Annotated in this window: 1 pseudogene; it reads right to left on the bottom strand. The window is 75.1% G+C overall.

The features are described from left to right. Positions 1–22 precede the first annotated feature (22 nt). Positions 23–18,427 (bottom strand): annotated as a pseudogene (locus BM424_RS20420) (type I polyketide synthase); the annotation flags it as partial. Positions 18,428–18,507 lie beyond the last annotated feature (80 nt).

Raw genomic sequence — 18,507 nt, 5'->3', positions numbered from 1 at the left:
GTACGGCCGGGGAGGAAGGACCTCAGTTCGTGCCGAATTGCTGGTCGATGAAGTCGAAGAGCTCGTCCGCCCCGGCCGATTCCAGGTTCTCGGCCACGTCGTCCGCCGCGTCGCCGGGAGCGATCGACCACCGGGACAGCAGGTTCTGGAGCCGGGCGGTGACCTGGGCGCGGGTGGCGTCGTCGGCGGCGGACGGGTCGCTCAGCGCGGTGTCCAGCAGGTCGAGCTCGGCGCTCAGGTCGGCGCCGGTCTCGGTGGCCGGGGCCAGTTCGGCGGCGAGGTGCTCGGCGAGCCGGGCCGGGTCGGGGTGGTCGAAGACGAGGGTGGCGGGCAGCCGCAGTCCGGTCGCGGTGTTGAGCCGGTTGCGCAGTTCCACGGCGGTCAGCGAGTCGAAGCCCATCTGGAGGAAGCCCTGATCGACGGGGATCGACGCGGCCGAGGAGTGCCCGAGCACGGTCGCGGCCTGCTCGCACACGGCGCGCAGCACCACGCGGCGGCGTTCCTCGTCCCCGAGCCCGTCGAGCCGGCGCGCCAGGTCCGGTCGCGGCTCGCCGCCGCTGGAGGCGGCCGCTCGTCGGCGGGCGGGTGCCGGGCGACGGCCGAGGTCGCGGAACAGGCCCGTGTCGAGGGCGCCGGTGTCGAGGTCGGCCGCGAGCAGCAGGCCGCGCGCGGACGTGGTGGCGGTGTCGAGGAGCCGGAGCGCGTCGGCGTTGCTCATCGGCAGCACGCCGGTGCGGGCCATGCGGGCGAGGTCGGTGTCGTCGAGCCCTTCGGTCATCGCCGAGCGCTGCTCCCACAGCCCCCACGCGACCGACACCGCGGGCAGGCCGCGCGCCCGGCGGAACGCCGCCAGCCCGTCGAGGAACGCGTTGCCCGCCGCGTAGTTCGCCTGCCCCGCGCCGCCGAGCACCCCGGCGGCGGAGGAGAACAGCACGAACCAGCGGAGGTCCTCATCGGCGGTCGCCTCGTGGAGGTTCCAGGCTCCCGCGACCTTCGCGGACAGCACGTCGGCCAACCGCTGCGGGGTCAGCGACTCCACCGTCACGTCGTCCAGAGTTCCCGCCGCGTGCACCACACCGGCGATCTCACCCTCCACAGAGGACAGCGTTTCGGTGAGCGCGTCGCGGTCGGCGACGTCGCAGGCGGCGACGCGCACCTCGGCACCGGCCGAGGTGAGTTCCCGGACGAGGGCGTCGGTTCCGGGCGCGTCCTGGCCCCGGCGGCTCAGCAGCAGCACCCGGCGCACGCCCCACTCGGAGACCACGTGCCGGGCCACCACGCCGCCGAGCACGCCCGAGGCGCCGGTCACCACGACCCAGCCGTCGGTCTCCTCGCGGGGCGTGGTCAGGACGAGCTTGCCGACGTGCCGGGCGCGGCTCATGTACCAGAACGCCTCGCCGGCCTGGCGCACGTCCCAGACCTTCGTCGGCAGCGGTTGCAGCGCTCCCGTCTCGAAGAGTCCCACGATTGCGCGCAGGATCTCGCCGAGACGCACCCCTCCGGCCTCGGCCAGGTCGAACGCGCGGTACCGCACACCACCGTGGACCGCCGCGACCTCGGCCGCGTCGCGGACATCGGTCTTGCCCATCTCCACGAAACGACCACCCGGCCGCATCAACCGCAGCGAGGCGTCCACGAGCTCGCCCGCCAGCGAGTCCAGCACGACGTCCACGGGGTTGAAGAGCTGCTCGAACTCGGCCGTCCGCGAGGAGGCGATGCGGTCGTCGGCGACACCCAGTTCGCGCACCACGGGCCACTTCGGTTCGCTCGCCGTCGCGCACACCTCGGCGCCGAGATGCCGCGCCAGCTGCACGGCGGCCATGCCCACACCACCGGCGGCGGAATGCACGAGAACCGATTCGCCCACCTTGAGGTCCGCGAGGTCCACCAGCGCGTAGTAGGCGGTCACGAACGCCACCGGGACCGAGGCGGCGGTCTCGAAGCTCCACCCGGCGGGGATGCCGACGACCGTGCACTCGTCCACCACGATCGACGAGTGGTAGGTGCCCTGCCACACGCCCATCACCCGGTCGCCGACGCCGACACCCGTGACACCGGAACCGATCTCGGTCACCACACCGGACGCTTCGCTGCCCAGCACGGCGTTCTCGGCGTCGGGGTACATGCCCAGCACCACGAGCAGGTCGCGGAAGTTCACGCCGACCGCGCACACCCGCACCCGCACCTCGAACTCGCCCAGCGGCCGCTCGACCGCCGCCGGGTCCGGCACCCAGGCGAGGTCGTCGAGGGTTCCGCCGCTGCCGGTGTCGAGGTGCCACCTCGGATCGGCATCCCGGGCCGGGGATTCGTCGCGGACCAGGCGCGGGATCAGGATCTCCTCGCCCCGGAGGGCGAGCTGCGGCTCGTCCACGGCCAGGGCGCGCAACACCGCGTCGGGTGTGGTGCCTGCCGGGTCCGCGTCGAGGAGGGTGACGCGTCCGGGGTGTTCGGTCTGCGCGGAGCGCACCAGGCCCCAGACCGGGGACGCGGCCAGGTCGCCCAGGCCGTCGCCGCCCACGCCGACCGCGCCGCGCGTGACCAGCACCAGCCGGGATTCGAGGAACAGGTCCGAGGCGAGCCAGCGCTGGACGAGTTCCAGGGCGCGGCGGGCGGCGTGCTCGGCGGCCGAGGGCATCGGTTCGCCGCTCGGCGAGCCGATCTCGACCAGCACCCGCTCGGGCACCGGCTTTTCACCGGCGGCCAGATGTTCCTCCAGCGCCGCCAGATCGAGGAACCCGGACAGTTCCGGGTGGGACGCGGGCAGGTCGTCGGCCTCGCCCAGCACCGCGAGGGAGAACTCGGCTGGCATACCGGTTTCGGCTTTCCAGTCCACCCGGTACAGCGACGGTCCGCTGCTCGGCGCAGCGGGGAAAGCGGTGTCGGCGACGGGCCGGGTCACCAAGGACCGAGCGGTGAGCACGGGTCGCCCGTCGGTGTCGGCGACCAGCACAGACAGCGCGTCGTCGCTCGGGGTGAGCCGGACGCGCAGTCTCGTCGCCCCGGTGGCGTGCAGGGACACGCCGCTCCACAGGAACGGCAGCCGGACGGTGTCGAGGTCGGTGCAGGCCGGCCACGCGTGCAGCGCCGCGTCGAGCAGCGCCGGGTGCAGCCCGAACCCGGCGGGCTCGGTGCCCTCGGGCAGCGCAACTTCGGCGAAGATCTCCTCGCCGCTGCGCCAGACCCGCTCCAGTCCCCGGAACACCGGGCCGTAGGAGAGTCCGTCGTCGGCCAGCCGCTCGTACAGGCCGTCGAGATCCACCGCGCTCGCCGCCGGGGGCCAGCTCGTCAGGTCGGCGGGTTCCTCCGGCGCGCCGCTGGTCGCGGTGGCGCGCGCGTGCAGCGTCCAGCCGTGCAGCGGGTCGTCCTGGGCGTGGACGGTGATCTCGTGGTCGCCGTCGTCGCCGGGCGCGGCCACCAGGACCTGGATCTGCGTCGTCCCGGTCAGCACCAGCGGGGTTTCGAGGGTCAGCTCGGCGACGTGGTCGCAGCCGACCGCGTCGGCGGCGTGCAGCACCATGTCCAGGAACGCGGTGCCGGGCAGGACGATGCGGCCCAGCACCTCGTGATCGGCCGTCCACGGCTGGTCCTGCGGCGAGAAGCGTCCGGTGAACAGGTGCCCGCCCGTTCCCGGCAGCACGACGCCGCTGCCGAGCAGCGCGTGCCCGGTGGCGGCCATGCCGTGCGCGGCGGCGTCGGCGCCGTGGTGCCGGAGCCAGAAGCGGCGTCGCTGGAAGGCGTAGGTCGGCAGCGCGACCCGGCCAGAACCCGCGCTCTCGTAGGCCCATTCCACCGGGGCTCCGGCGACGAAGGCCTCCGCCAGCGACCGCAGCACGCGTTCCTGTCCGCCCTCGTCGCGGCGCAGCGTGCCGACCGCCGACACCTCGACGTCGCCTGCGGTCTCCTCGATGCCCGGGGTCAGGACCGGATGCGGGCTGGCCTCCACGAAGTGCCGGAAACCCAGGTCCAGCAAGCCCTGCACGGCCTCCTCGAACCGCACCGGGTTGCGCAGGTTCCGGTACCAGTACGCGGCATCGGGGACCTCATCGCCGAGCCAGGAGCCGGTGACGGTGGAGAAGAACGGCACCGTCGCGCGGCGGGCGTCCAGCGGGGCGAGGTCGGCGAGGACGCGGTCCTCCAGCGCCTCCACCTGCGCCGAATGGGAGGCGTAGTCGACCGCCACCCACTGGAACCGCACGCCCTCCGCGCCGCACCGCTCCTCCAGGGCGGCCAGCGCCTCCGGGGTGCCCGAGACGACGGTCGTCGTGGGACCGTTCATGGCGGCGATCGACACCTCCGGCTCGTCGCCGACGAGCCGACGCGTCTCCTCGGACGAAGCCCGAACGGCGGCCATGCCGCCCCGTCCCGACAGCCCGGACGCCACGGCGCGGCTGCGCAGCGCCACGACCCGCGCGCCGTCCTCCAGAGACAGCGCACCGGCCACCACGGCGGCCGCGATCTCACCCTGCGAATGCCCCACCACCGCCGCGGGCTCCACGCCGTAGGACCGCCACACCTCCGCCAGCGACACCATCACAGCCCACAGCACCGGCTGGACGACGTCCACCCGCTCCAACGCGGCCTCGTCGCTCAGGGCGTCCAGCAGCTCGACGTCCGCGAAGGGCTTCAGCGCCGCCGCGCACTCCTCCATCCGGGCGGCGAACACCGGCGAGGACTCCAGCAGCTCCACGGCCATCCCGGTCCACTGCGAACCCTGGCCCGGGAACACGAACACCACGCGCTCGTCCGGGGAGACGGTCGTGCCGAGGACGACGTCCGGCCCGGACAGCTCGTCGAGGGCCGCGCGCCGCTCGGCATCGCTCGCGCCGAGCACGACCGCCCGGTGCGCGAAGCGAGCGCGCGTGGTCGCCAGCGCGTGCCCGACCTCGGCGGGGGCGGCGTCGTCGAGCACCGGCAGCAGCCGTCGGGCCTGTTCCCGCAGCGCCGCAGGGGTTTTCGCGGTCACCGGCAACGGCACGATCTCCCCGTCGGCGACAGGCGCGCCGGGCACGGTCTCCTCGTCCGGCCCCTGCTCCAGGACGACGTGGGCGTTGGTGCCGCTGACGCCGAACGAGGACACCCCCGCCCGCCGGGGACGTCCGGTCTCCGGCCAGTCCTGCGGGCCCGTCAGCAACCGCAGCGCGCCCGAGGACCAGTCGACGTGGGTCGTGGGGTGGTCGGCGTGCACGGTGCGCGGCAGGTGCGCGTGCCGGAGCGCGAGCACGGACTTGATGATCCCGGCGACGCCTGCGGCGGCCTGGGTGTGCCCGATGTTGGACTTCACCGACCCCAGCCACAGCGGCCGTTTCGCGTCCCGTCCTCGGCCGTAGGTCGCCAGCAGGGCGCCCGCCTCGATCGGATCGCCCAGCTTGGTGCCCGTGCCGTGGGCCTCCACCACGTCGACGTCGGAGGTCTCCAGGCCCGCGTCGGCGAGCGCGGCGCGGATGACCCGCTGCTGCGCGACGCCGTTCGGGGCGGTCAGCCCGTTCGACGCACCGTCCTGGTTCACCGCGCTGCCGCGCACGACCGCCAGCACCCGGTGCCCGTTGCGGCGGGCGTCCGAGAGCCGCTCGACGACGAGCACCCCGACGCCCTCGGCGAACCCTGCGCCGTCGGCGTCCTCGGCGAAGGCCTTGCTGCGGCCGTCGGGGGCGAGCCCGCCCTGGTGGGTGAACTCGGTGAAGATCCCCGGCGTGGACATGACGGTGACCCCGCCGGTCAGCGCGAGGTCGCACTCCCCCTGCTGCAGCGAGCGGGCGGCCAGGTGCAGGGCGACCAGCGACGAGGAGCACGCGGTGTCGACGGTGAGCGCCGGTCCCTCGGTGCCGAGCACGTAGGCGATCCGGCCGGACAGCACGCTGCCGATGTTGCCGGTGCCCGCGTAGCCCACGGCCTCGTCGGGGGCGCCGGGACCCATCGCGAGGTAGTCGCCGCCGTTGCTGCCGGTGAACACCGCCGCGCGGGTGCCGCGCAGCGTGGTCGGGTCGATGCCGGCGTCCTCCAGCGCCTCCCACGAGGTCTCCAGCAGTTGCCGCTGCTGCGGGTCCATCGCGAGGGCTTCGCGCGGGGAGATGCCGAAGAAGTCGGCGTCGAAATCGGCGGCGTCGTGCAGGAAACCGCCCTCCCGCGCGCACGACGAGCCGGGACCGTCGCCGGAGAAGAGGCGGTCGGTGTCCCAGCCGCGGTCCTCCGGGAACGGGGTGATGGCGTCCCCACCGGCGCGCAGCAGCTCCCACAGGTCCTCCGGGGAGCGCACGTCGCCCGGGAACCGGCAGCTCATGCCGACGATGACCACCGGGTCGTCGACGACCTCGGCGGCCGGCGCCTCCGGGGTTTCCGGGGCGTCGCCGAGGAGTTCGCCATGCAGGTGGGTGGCCAGGGCGCGGGCGTTGGGGTGGTCGAAGACGATGGTCGACGGCAGCCGCAGCCCGGTGACCCGGTTGAGCTGGTTGCGCAGCTCGACGGCGGTGACGGAGTCGAAACCCAGCTCCCGGTAGGAGGTTTCGGGGTCGACCGAGTCCGGGCCGGCGTGGCCGAGCACCCCGGCCACCTGCTCGCGGACGATCGTCAGCAGCGCCGCCTGCTGGTCGGCCGGGGCCAGTGCGGCCAGCCGTCCGGCCGGGGTGGTGGCGCGGGCCGGTTCGCGGGACTCGGTGAGCCGCCGCACCTCGGGCAGGTCCGCGAGGAACGGGCTGGGCCGGGTGGCGGTGTAGGCGGCGTGGAACCGGTCCCACTCGACGTTCGCGACGATCACGGCCGGGTCCGCGTCACCGGCCACCGCCCTGAGCGCGGTGGCGGCGAGCTCGGGTGCCATGACGGGCAGGCCGTGGCGGCGGGCCATCTCCCCGATGCCGTCGCCGGTGGCCATGCCGCGCTCGTCCCACAAGCCCCAGGCGATCGAGGTCGCCGGGAGTCCGAGGGCGTGCCGGTGCTCGGCGAGGGCGTCCAGGTAGGCGTTGCCGGGGGCGTAGTTGCCCTGCCCGCTCGCGCCGAAAGTGCCGGCCACGGAGGAGAACAGCACGAACGCGTCCAGGTCGCGGGTGAGCTCGTGCAGGTGCCGCGCGCCGTCGGCCTTGACGCGCAGGACGCGGTCGAGCTGGTCCGGGGTGAGGTCCTGGACGAGTCCGTCGTCGAGGACGGCGGCGGTGTGCACCACGGCCGTCGGGGCGAGGCCGTCGAGCAGCCGGGCGAGGTCGGCGCGGTCGCCGACGTCGCAGGCCTCGATGGTGACCCGCACGTCGGCGGCTTCCAGCTCGGCGCGCAGCTCGTCGGCGCCAGGCGCGTCCGGGCCGCGGCGGCTGACCAGCACGAGGTGGTCGGCGCCGGTGCGGGCCAGGTGGCGCGCCACGGCGGCGCCGAGACCGCCGGTGCCGCCGGTGATGAGCACGGTGCCGCGCGGTCGCCACGCCGGGCCCGCACCCGACGCGCGCGCCAGCCGCCGCACGTGGGCGCCGGTCGGGCGGAGCGCGACCTGGTCCTCCCCGGTCGCGCCGGACAGGATGCCGGCGAGGAGGCGCCCGGTGCGGGCGTCGGGCCGGGCGGGCAGGTCGACGAGGCCGCCGAAGCGCTCGGGGTGCTCCAGGGCGATGATCCTGCCGAGCCCCCACACCATGTGCTGCGCCGCCGCTCCGTCGCGAGGGGTCGCGGCGTCCTCGTCGGTGGCGGTCACCGCCTGCCGGGTCAGGCACCACAGCGGCGCGTCGATCCCGGTGTCGGCGAGGGCTTGGAACAGCGCGACGGTCGCGGTGAGACCGGTTCGCGAGACACCGGTTCCGGGCGCCGGGTCGTCGGCGGCCGGCAGCAACGACAGCACGCCCGCGTACGCCCGCTGCTCCAGGCGGCCGGCGAGGTCCTCCCGGGTCGCGGTGGCCGGGACCTCGACGGTGCGGACGTCACCGCCGTGGTCCCGGACCGCGTCGGCGACGACGTCGGCGGCGGTGCCGGTGGGCACCACCAGCAGCCAGGTCCCGGCCAGGACCGGGGTTGCGGGCGTGGTCGTGGGCACCCAGCGGGTGCGGTAGCGCCAGGACGCGATCTCGGCCGTCGACGCCCGCTCGCGGTGCCAGGCGCGCAGCGCGGGCAGGACCGGCAGCAGCGACGCGTCGTCGACGTCCAGGGTCTCGGCCAGGACCGACGGGTCGTCGTGGTCCACGGCCGCCCAGAACTCCGCGTCCCCGGCGCTCTCGGGCGTCGTCTCGGGGGCGTCCCACCAGTAGCGCTCGTGCTGGAAGGCGTAAGGGGGCAGGTCGACGAGGCGACCGCCGGTGCCCGCGCACGCCGAGGACCAGTCCACGGCGACGCCGCGCACGAAGGCCTCGCCCAGCGAGGTGAGCAGTTGCCGCTGGTCACCGGCGTCGCGCAGCAGCGAGCCCACGACGGCCGCGTCGTGGCCGGCGACCTCCAGGGTGTGCTCGACCTCGGCGGTCAGCACGGCGTGCGGGCTGCACTCGATGAACGCGTCGAATCCCTCGGCGGCCAGGGCGCGCACGGCTTCCTCGAAGCGGACGGGGTGGCGGAGGTTGCGCACCCAGTAGGCCGCGTCCGGCACCTCCTGCCCGAGCCAGCCGCCGGTCACCGTGGAGAAGAACGGGACGTCGGCGGGGCGGGCCTCGATCGGGGCGAGGTCGGCGAGGATGCGGTCCCGCAGCGCGTCCACCTGCGCCGAGTGCGAGGCGTAGTCCACCGCGACCCGCCGGAACCGCACGTCCTCCGCACCGCACCGGGCTTCCAGCGCGTCGAGCCCGGCCGGGGTGCCGGACACGACCGTGGCGGCGGGGCCGTTCATCGCCGCGATCGACACCTCGTCGAGGTCGTCGACGAGCCGGTGCGCTTCTGCGGCGGGCACCCGCACGACGGCCATGCCGCCGCGTCCGGCCAGTTCGGCGGCGATGGCGCGGCTGCGCAGAGCGACCGCGCGCGCCCCGTCCTCCAGGGACAACGCACCGGCCACGACGGCCGCTGCGATCTCGCCCTGGGAGTGCCCCAGCACGGCGGCGGGGCGGACTCCGCAGGACTCCCACACCGCGGCCAGCGACACCATGACCGCCCACAGCGCAGGCTGGACCAGCTCGACCCGCTCCAGCGCGTCGGCGTTGCCGAGGATCCGCAGCAGCGGCACGTCCACGTGGGGTTTCAGCGCCGCGGCGCACTCCCGCATCCGCGCGGCGAAGACCGGCGAGTCGGCGAGCAGTTCCACCGCCATGCCGGGCCACTGCGATCCCTGGCCGGGGAACACCAGCGCCACCCGGGGCTCGGCGCCGTCGCGCACCTCGCCGCTGACGCCGGTTCCCCCGGCCAGCGCCCGCACGCCGTCGAGGAGCTCGTCCCGGCCGGAACCGACCACCACCGCGCGGTTCTCGTGCACGGCACGCCCCAGCAGGGAGGTCCCGACGTCCACGACGGACTCGTCCGGGTGGGCCGCCAGGTGGTTGGCGAGGCGTTCGGCCTGCGCGCGCAGCGCCTCGGCGCCGCGGCCGGAGAGCACCCACGGCACCGCCGTGGACTCGCCGCGCGCCGCCGGTTCCGCGACGTCGGGGGCCTGCTCGATGATCACGTGCGCGTTGGTGCCGCTGATGCCGAACGACGACACCCCGGCGCGGCGCGGACGTTCGCCCGGCCACCGCCGGGATTCGGCGAGCAGCCGGACGCGCCCGGAGGACCAGTCGACGTGCGAGGTGGGTTCACCGGCGTGCAGCGAGGCGGGCAGCACGCCGTGCCGCATCGCCTGCACCACCTTGATGACACCGGCGACGCCCGCGGCCGCTTGGGTGTGGCCGATGTTGGACTTCACCGACCCGAGCCACAGCGGCCGGTCCGCGTCCCGCTCGGCGCCGTAGGTGGACAGCAGCGCCTCGGCCTCGATGGGGTCGCCGAGGGTGGTGCCGGTGCCGTGCGCCTCGACGGCGTCCACCTCGCCGGGAGCCAGGCCCGCGTTCGCCAGCGCGGCCCGGATCACCCGCTGCTGCGAGGGACCGCTCGGCGCGGTGAGTCCGTTCGACGCCCCGTCCTGGTTGACCGCGCTGCCGCGCACCACGGCCAGGATTCGGTGTCCCTTGCGCCGCGCGTCCGACAAGCGCTCCAGGGCCAGCACGCCCGCGCCTTCGGAGAAGCCGGTCCCGTCGGCGGTGGCCGAGAACGGTTTGCAGCGACCGTCCGGCGACAGGCCGCGCTGGCGTCCGAAGTGGACGAACGGACCCGGGGTCGCCATCACGGTCACGCCGCCCGCCAGCGCCACGTCGCACTCGCCCGAGCGCAGCGCCTGGCCCGCCAGGTGCAGCGCGACCAGCGACGTGGAGCAGGCGGTGTCGACGGTGACGGCGGGTCCTTCGAAGCCGAAGGCGTAGGCCACCCGGCCGGACAGCACGCTGCCGGTGTTGCCGGTCAGCATGAGGCTTTCGACCTGCTCGGGCGTGCGGTCCAGCGGCGGGGCGTAGTCGTGGTAGACCTGGCCGGCGAACACGCCGGTGGCCGACCCGCGCAGCGCCGACGGGTCGAGACCGGCGTGCTCCAGGGCCTCCCACGAGGTCTCCAGGAACAGCCGCTGCTGCGGGTCCATCGCCAGCGCCTCGCGCGGCGAGATGCCGAAGAACGCGGCGTCGAAATCGCCCGCCTCGTGCAGGAAACCGCCTTCGCGGGTGTAGGAGGTGCCGGGGTGGTCGGGGTCCGGGTGGTAGAGCGCGTCGAGGTCCCAGCCTCGGTCGGAGGGGAACGGGCCGATGCCGTCGCCGCCGGTGGACACCAGCTCCCAGAAGGATTCCGGGTCCGTCACGCCACCCGGGAAGCGGCAGGCCATGCCGACGATCGCGATGGGATCGTCGTCGTGGTCGGGTTCGGGGTCAGGCTCCGTTTCCTGGACGACGACGGGCGTCGGCTCGTCCTGCGCTCCGGTGATCCGGTCGACCAGGTAGGCGGCGAGCGCGGTGGGCGTGGGGTGGTCGAAGAGCAGTCCGGCGGGCAGCCGCTCGCCGGTGCGGGTGTTGAGGCGGTTGCGCAGCTCCACGGAGCCGAGCGAGTCGAACCCGATGTCCTGGAACGGCCGGGTGGGGTGGATCCGCTCCCCCGACTCGAACCGGAGGACGGCCGCGGCCTGGGTGCGCACGAGATCGAGCGCGAGCTCCTGCCGCTCACCGGGTGAGAGGGTCTCCAGCCGTTCGGGGAACGAGGAGGTGTCCTCCGCCGCGGGCGGGGGCACGATCCGGCGCAGCAGCGGCGGCACGCCGTCCTCGGCTGCCCGCTCGCGCACCGAGCGCACGTCGAGCTTCGCGGGGACCCACTGCGGCCTCGGGTCGGTGACCGCGTGGTCGAACAGGGCCAGCGCCTCGTCCTCCGGCATCGGCACCAGGCCGAGGCGTGCCAGGCGGTCCCGGTCGGTGTCGTCGAGGCCCGAGGCCATGCCGCCACCCGCGTCGTCCTGCTCCCACACGCCGAAAACGAGCGCCTGCCCCGGCAGGCCGAGGTCGGTGCGGTGGGCGGCGAGGGCGTCCAGGAAGGCGTTGCCCGCGGCGTAGTTCGCCTGACCGGAGGTGCCGAGCACCCCGGCGACCGAGGACAGCAGGACGAACGCGGTCAGCGGCTCGTCGCGGGTGAGCTCGTGCAGGTTCCACGCGGCGTCGACCTTCGGCCGCAGCACGGCGTCCAGCTGCTCGGCGGTCAGGGAGGTGACGGCGCCGTCGGCGAGCGCGCCCGCCGCGTGCACCACGGCGGTGACGGGTTCCCCGAGGGTGCGGAGCGCGGCGGCCAGCGCGTCGCGGTCGGCGGCGTCGCAGGCGAGGTGGGTGACCGCGCAGCCCGCGCCGGTGAGCTCGTCGGTGAGGTCGCGGGTCGCCTCGGCGCCGCTGCGGCTCAGGCACACCAGCCTGCGCACGCCGTGCTCGTGGACCAGGCGCCGGGCCAGCAGGCCGCCGATCCGCCCGGACGCCCCGGTGAGCAGCACCGTGCTGTCCGGCCCGAACGGCGCGGCGGTCTCGGTCGCGGTCGCGCGGGCGAGCCGGGGCGCGTGGGCGCGACCGGCGCGGAGCGCGAGCTGCGGTTCGGTTCCGGCGGCGGTCGAGGGCAGCAGTCGCAGGGAGTCCGGGTGCCGGTCGGTGTCGACGAGCGCGAACCGGCCGGGGGTTTCGGTCTGCGCGGTGCGCAGCAGACCCCAGGCGGTGGCCGCGGCGATGTCGGTGACGGCGTCCGGCCCGGTGGCGCCTTCGGTGACGACGAGCAGGCGCGCGTCGGTCAGCCGGTCGTCGAGCAGCAGGGCGCGGGCGGTGTCCAGCGCTGTCGCGGCGTGCGCGTGCGCGGCCGTCGCGGGGTCGCCGTCCGAGCGCGGCACGCGCCACACGAGGACGTCGGGGACGGTGCCGGAGTCCAGGGCGCCGCGCAGGTCGTCGAGGTCCCGGTAGGTGGCGGTGCCGCCGGGGAGACCGAGCGGGTTCTCGCCGAGCAGCGCCCAGTCACCGGTGGGTGCGAGGTCGGTGAGCGGCAGCTCGTCCCACTCCACGGTGAACAGCGAGCGGGCGGCGGCGGTCGGGCCGCCGAGCCGGGCGGTGTCGGCGGGACGCGTGGTGAGCGCCCCGATCTCGGCCACCGGGTGTCCGTTGGCGTCGGCGAGGTCGACGCTGACGCCGTCCTGCCCGGTGCGGGTGATGCGGGCGCGCAGGGCGCGGCCGCCCGGGGCGTGCAGGGCGACGTCGTCGAAGGCGTGGGGCAGGCGCAGCTCGTCGCCCAGCAGGGCGTGCAGGGCGGAGTCGAGCAGCGCGGGGTGGATGCCGTAGTCGGTGCCGTCGAGCTCCGGCAGGGCGAGTTCGGCTTCGGCGTAGACGGTCCCGCCGGGCTCCGTCCACATGCGACGGAGACCCCGGAACGCGGGACCGTAGGTGTAGCCGAGGTCGGCCAGCTCGGCGTAGACGCCGCTGGTGTCGACCGGTGTCGTTCCGGCGGGCGGCCAGCTGGCGGCCCAGTCCGGGGCGGGCGGGGTGGCCGGTGCCGGGCCGAGCGTGGCCGTGGCGTGCAGCGTCCACGGCGCGTCGTCGGCGGCGGGGCGCGCGTGGAAGGTGGCGGTGGCGCGGCCCGGCTCGTCGGAGGCGGTGACGGTGATCTGGAGGTCGGTCGCGGCGCCCAGCGTCAGCGGGGCGTGCAAGATCAGTTCGTCGACGTGCGGGCTGCCGCAGCGGTTCCCGGCGTGCAGGGCGAGTTCGAGCCAGGCCGTCGCGGGAAGCAGGGCGACCTCGCCGACGGCGTGGTCGTGCAGCCAGGCGTGGGTGTGCTCGTCGAGGCGTCCGGTCAGCAGCAGGGAACCGCCGTCGGCGGGGTGCACGGCCGCGCCGAGCAGCGGGTGCCGGGCGGGGATGAGCCCGGCGGCCGACACGTCGAGGGTTCCGGCATCGGCGTCGAGCCAGTAGTGCTGCCGCTGGAAGGCGTAGGGCGGCAGGTCGACGGGCCGGGCGCCGAGGCCGGTGAACGCCGCAGTCCAGTCCACAGCGATACCGCGGGTGAAGGCCTCGCCCAGCGAGGTCCACAGCTGCCGCTGGTCACCGGCGTCGCGCAGCAGCGATCCGACGACGACCGCGTCCCGGCCTGCTGTTTCGGCGGCGTGGGCGATGTCCTCGGTGAGAACGGTGTGGGGGCTGCACTCGACGAACGCGCCGCAGCCGTCGGCGGCGAGGGCGCGCACGGCCTCGTCGAAGCGGACCGGGTTGCGCAGGTTCCGGTACCAGTAGGCGGCGTCGAGGTCCTGCTCCTCCAGCCACGTGCCGGTCACCGTGGAGAAGAACGGGACCTGCGCTCGCCGCGGCTCGATCGCGGCGAGGTCGGCCAGGACGCGGTCCTCCAGCGCCTCCACCTGGGCCGAGTGCGAGGCGTAGTCCACGGGGATCCAGCGGAACCGCAGACCCGCCGCACCGCACTGCTCCTCCAGGGCGGCCAGCGCTTCCGGGGTGCCGGACACGACGGTGGTCGCGGTCCCGTTCATGGCGGCGATCGACACGTCCGGCTCGTCGCCGATGAGCTCCCGCACGTCTTCGGCGGAGGCGCGGACGGCGGCCATGCCGCCGCGTCCGGCCAGCTCGGCGGCGATGGCCCGGCTGCGCAGAGCGACCGCACGCGCCCCGTCCTCCAGGGACAGCGCACCGGCCACCACGGCGGCCGCGATCTCACCCTGCGAATGCCCCACGACTGCGGCGGGCTCGACGCCGTAGGACTGCCACACGGCGGCCAGCGACACCATCACCGCCCACAGCACGGGCTGGACGACGTCCACCCGCTCCAACGCGGTCTCGTCGCTCAGCACGTCGAGCAGCCGGAACTCCGCGAAGGGCTCCAGTGCCGCCGCACACTCCTGCATCCGTGCGGCGAACACCGGCGAAGACTCCAGCAGCTCCACCGCCATCCCGGTCCACTGCGAACCCTGCCCGGGGAACACGAACACCGGCCGCGTCGCCGCGGTGGCGGGCTCCCCCGCTTCGCCGCGCGCGACCGAGCGCAGGGTGTCGAGCGCGTCGCCGCGATCGGCGCCGAGCACGACCGCGCGGTGCTCGTGCACCGCACGACCGGCCAGGGCCGCTCCGACGTCCACACCGGACAGATCCGGGTGCGCTTCGACGAACTCCGCCAGCCGGTGCGCCTGGTCGCGCAGCGCGGCGCTGTCGTGCCCGGACAGCACCCACGGCACCACCGGGGGCTCGTCGCGCGCCGGTTCCACGACCAGCGGGGCTTCCTCGACGATCACGTGCGCGTTGGTGCCGCTGATCCCGAACGACGACACGCCCGCGCGACGCGGCCGGCCCTCGTCGAGCCAGTCGCGGGATTCCGCGAGCAGTTCGAGGCCGCTGGACGCCCACTCCACGCGCGACGTCGGCTCGTGCGCGTGCAGCGTGGCGGGCAGGGTCTCGTGCCGGATGGCCTGCACCATCTTGATGACGCCGGCGACACCGGCGGCGGCCTGGGCGTGCCCGATGTTGGACTTCAGCGATCCCAGCCACAGCGGGCTGTGCGGTCGCCGGTGCCGCCCGTAGGTCTCCGCGAGCGCCTGCGCCTCGATGGGGTCGCCCAGCCGCGTGCCGGTGCCGTGCGCCTCGACCGCGTCCACGTCCTCGGGCGAGAGCCCCGCGCCGGCCAGCGCCTCCCGGATCACCCGCTGCTGAGAGGGACCGCTCGGTGCGGTGAGTCCGTTCGAGGCCCCGTCCTGGTTGACCGCGCTCCCCCGCACCACGGCGAGAACCCGGTGCCCGTGGCGCTGCGCGTCCGACAAGCGCTCCAGGGCCAGCACGCCGACGCCCTCGGCCCACGAGGTGCCGTCGGCCTCCGCCGAGAACGGTTTGCACCGGCCGTCGGCCGCCAGACCGCCCTGGCGGCTGAATTCGACGAACATGCCGGGGGTGGCCATGACCGTCACACCGGCCGCGAGGGCCACGTCGCACTCGCCCGAGCGCAGCGCCTGGCCCGCCAGGTGCAGCGCCACCAGCGACGACGAGCAGGCCGTGTCGACGGTGACCGCCGGTCCTTCCAGGCCCAGCGCGTAGGCGACGCGGCCGGAGAGCACGCTCGGGGTGCCACCGGTGAGCAGGTAGCCGGTGAGGTGCTCGGGCGCCCGGTGCGCGCGGGGGCCGTAGTCGTGGGTGGTGGCGCCGACGTAGACGCCGGTGGCCGAGCCGCGCAGCCCCGACGGGTCCAGACCGGCGTGCTCCAGGGCCTCCCAGGAGGTCTCCAGCAGCAGCCGCTGCTGCGGGTCCATGGCGGTCGCCTCGCGGGGCGAGATGCCGAAGAACTCGGCGTCGAACTCGCCCGCCTCGTGCAGGAATCCGCCGAGCAGGTTGCCGGAGGTGAGGTCCCAGCCGCGGTGGGTGGGCGCCTGGCCGATCGCGTCGGCACCGGAGGCCACGACGTCCCACAGCGCCTCGGGTGAGTCGATGCCGCCCGGGTAGCGGCAGGCCATGCCGACGATCGCCAGCGGTTCGTCGGTGACCTGCCGTTCCCGCGTGTCGGGGGTGGTGTCCGCCCCGGTCTGCAGGTCGCGCAGGTGCTCGGCGAGCGCGGCGGGCGTGGGGTGGCCGAAGACCGCTCCCGCGGACACGGCGAGCCCGGTGCGGGCGGTGAGCTTCGCGGCCAGCTCCTCGATCATCAGCGAGCTGAAGCCGAGTTCCCGGAACGTCGCATCCGCGTCGACGGAACCGGTTTCGCGCGCGACGATCCCGGCCTGCTCCCGCACGAGCGCGAGCGGGTCAGCGATCTCGGCGCCGGTCGTCGGACCGGTGTCGGCGACGTCGTCGGCCGGGGCGTCGACGTCGAGCCGGAAGCGCTTGCGCTGGAACGGGTAGGTCGGCAGGTCCACGTGCCGCCCGCCGCCCAGCAGGGGCTGCCAGTCGACGTGGTCTCCACGGATCCACAGCGACGCGAGCGCCCGGGTCAGCGCGGCGAGCGAGGTCGCCGGGCCGATCTCGATGAACGCCGGGACGACGTCCTCCTCCCGGAATGCGTTCTCGCGCAACGCTTCCGGTTCGACGACCTGACCAGCGCCGGGGAGGGTCACCGGCACCTGGGCGCGCGTGAACTCGACGGAGTCGAGCACGTCCGGGTCCGCCGTCCGGGCGCGCGCCAGCACCAGCCTCGCGGCGTCCCGCAGCGAGCAGGCACCGGCCGCGTGCAGCGCGAGCGGTGCGCCACCCGCGTGCGCGCCGACCGCCGACGGAACCACGCCCCACGACGAGGCCAACCGCCACGCCGCGACGCCGAACGCGAACGACGCCGCATCCGCCAGCGGCGACTCCTCGCTCCCGAGTCCTTCCTCGACTGCTCGCCGCACCTGGGCGCCGAAGTCGCCGTCCGGCACCTCCTCGTCGAGCACCGCGCACACCTCGGCCACCGCCTCGGCGAACACCGGGAACCGCGCCAGTCCATGACCGCCCACCGGAGCGGCGCCCGAGAACGCGACGGTCACCTCATCCGGCGCTGCGGTCACGACCTCCGGCGCGGTGTCCCCGTCGGCCAGGGCTCGCGTCGCGGCGAGGAGGTCGTCTTGCGACCCCGCCACGATCGCGGCGCGGTGGTCGAACGAGGAGCGGCTGGACACCAGCGACGCCGCGACCTCCACCGGATCGTGCGCGGCACCGGCGTCCGCGAGCCGCGACGCCGCCTCCCGCAACGCCTCCTCGCTGCGCGCCGACAGCAGCCACGGCACGGCGGGCAGCGACGTCGGGGTCCGGTCCTGTTCCGGCTCGGGCCGCCAGTCGCTGAGCACGACGTGGCAGTTGGTGCCGCCCATGCCGAACGAGCTCACCCCCGCCACCAGCGGCCCGTCCGGCAGCGGTCCGAGCTCCCGCTGGACGCGGAGGTTCAGCTCCTCCAACGGGATTCGCGGGTTCGGGGTGTCGAAGTTCAGGCTCGCGGGCAGCTGCCGGTGCGCGAGGGCCAGCGCGGTCTTGATGAACCCGGCGATGCCGGCCGCGCCGCTGAGATGCCCGATGTTGGTCTTCACCGACCCCACCGCCAGGGGCCGGTCCGCGGGACGGCGGCTGCCGATGACCTCGCCGAGCGCGGCGGCCTCCACCGGGTCCCCGGTGGGCGTGCCGGTGCCGTGCAGCTCGACGTAGTCGACGGTCTCCGGGGCGATGCCCGCCTGCCGGTAGGCGCGGCCGAGGGTCTCGGCCTGCGCGGCGACGGTCGGTGCCGTCAGGGTGTCGCCGTCCGGGTCGTTGGTGGTGGCGCTGCCGCGCACCAGGCACAGCACGCGGTCGCCGTCGTCGAGGGCGGTGCGCAGGCGCTTGAGCACGACCGCGCCGCCGCCCTCGCCCGGCACGTAGCCGTCGGCGCGCTCGTCGAAGGTGAAGCACCGGCCCCGCGAGGACAGGGCTCCCAGCCGGGACGCGAGCAGCACGCTCTGCGGCAGCAGGTGCAGGTTGACCCCGCACACCAGCGCGACGTCGGACTCCTCGCCGCGCAGGCTCGCGCAGGCCAGGTGCAGCGCCACCAGCGAGGACGCCTGGGAGGAGTCGACGGTGATGCTGGGGCCGCGCGCCCCGAGGAACGCGGCGACCCGGTTGGCGATGACGCCGCGCTGCGCGCCGGTGAAGGCGTGCTCGGTGGCCAGGTCGTGGGCGTGCGCGGAGATCAGCTGGGCGTGGTCGTCGTGGCTGACGCCGACGAACGTGCCCAGCCGCGTCCCGCGCACCGCCTCCGGTGCGATCCGCGCGTGCTCCAGCGCCTCCCAGCCGAGCTCCAGCGCGAGGCGCTGCTGCGGGTCGACGTAGGGGGCTTCGCGCGGGGAGATGCCGAAGAACGCGGCGTCGAACTCCTCGGGGTGCTCCAGGAACGCGCCCCAGCGGGGTGCTTCCTCGGCGGCGGGTCCGGACCAGCGTCCGGCAGGCACCTCGGCGACGCTGCTCCCGCCCTCGGCGAGCAACCGCCACAACTCCTGCGGGTCCTCGGCACCGGGGAACCGGCACGAGAGCCCGACGACGGCCAGAGTCGTGTCCGGGTCGGCAGGCTGCCCCGCGACGAACCCGGCGTTGTCGGCAGCCATATCCATCGCGA

This window comes from Saccharopolyspora flava (assembly GCF_900116135.1).
Lineage (GTDB): Bacteria > Actinomycetota > Actinomycetes > Mycobacteriales > Pseudonocardiaceae > Saccharopolyspora > Saccharopolyspora flava.
The sequence above is the reverse complement of the archived record's forward strand: the minus strand, read 5'-3'. Positions and strand labels throughout refer to the sequence as shown.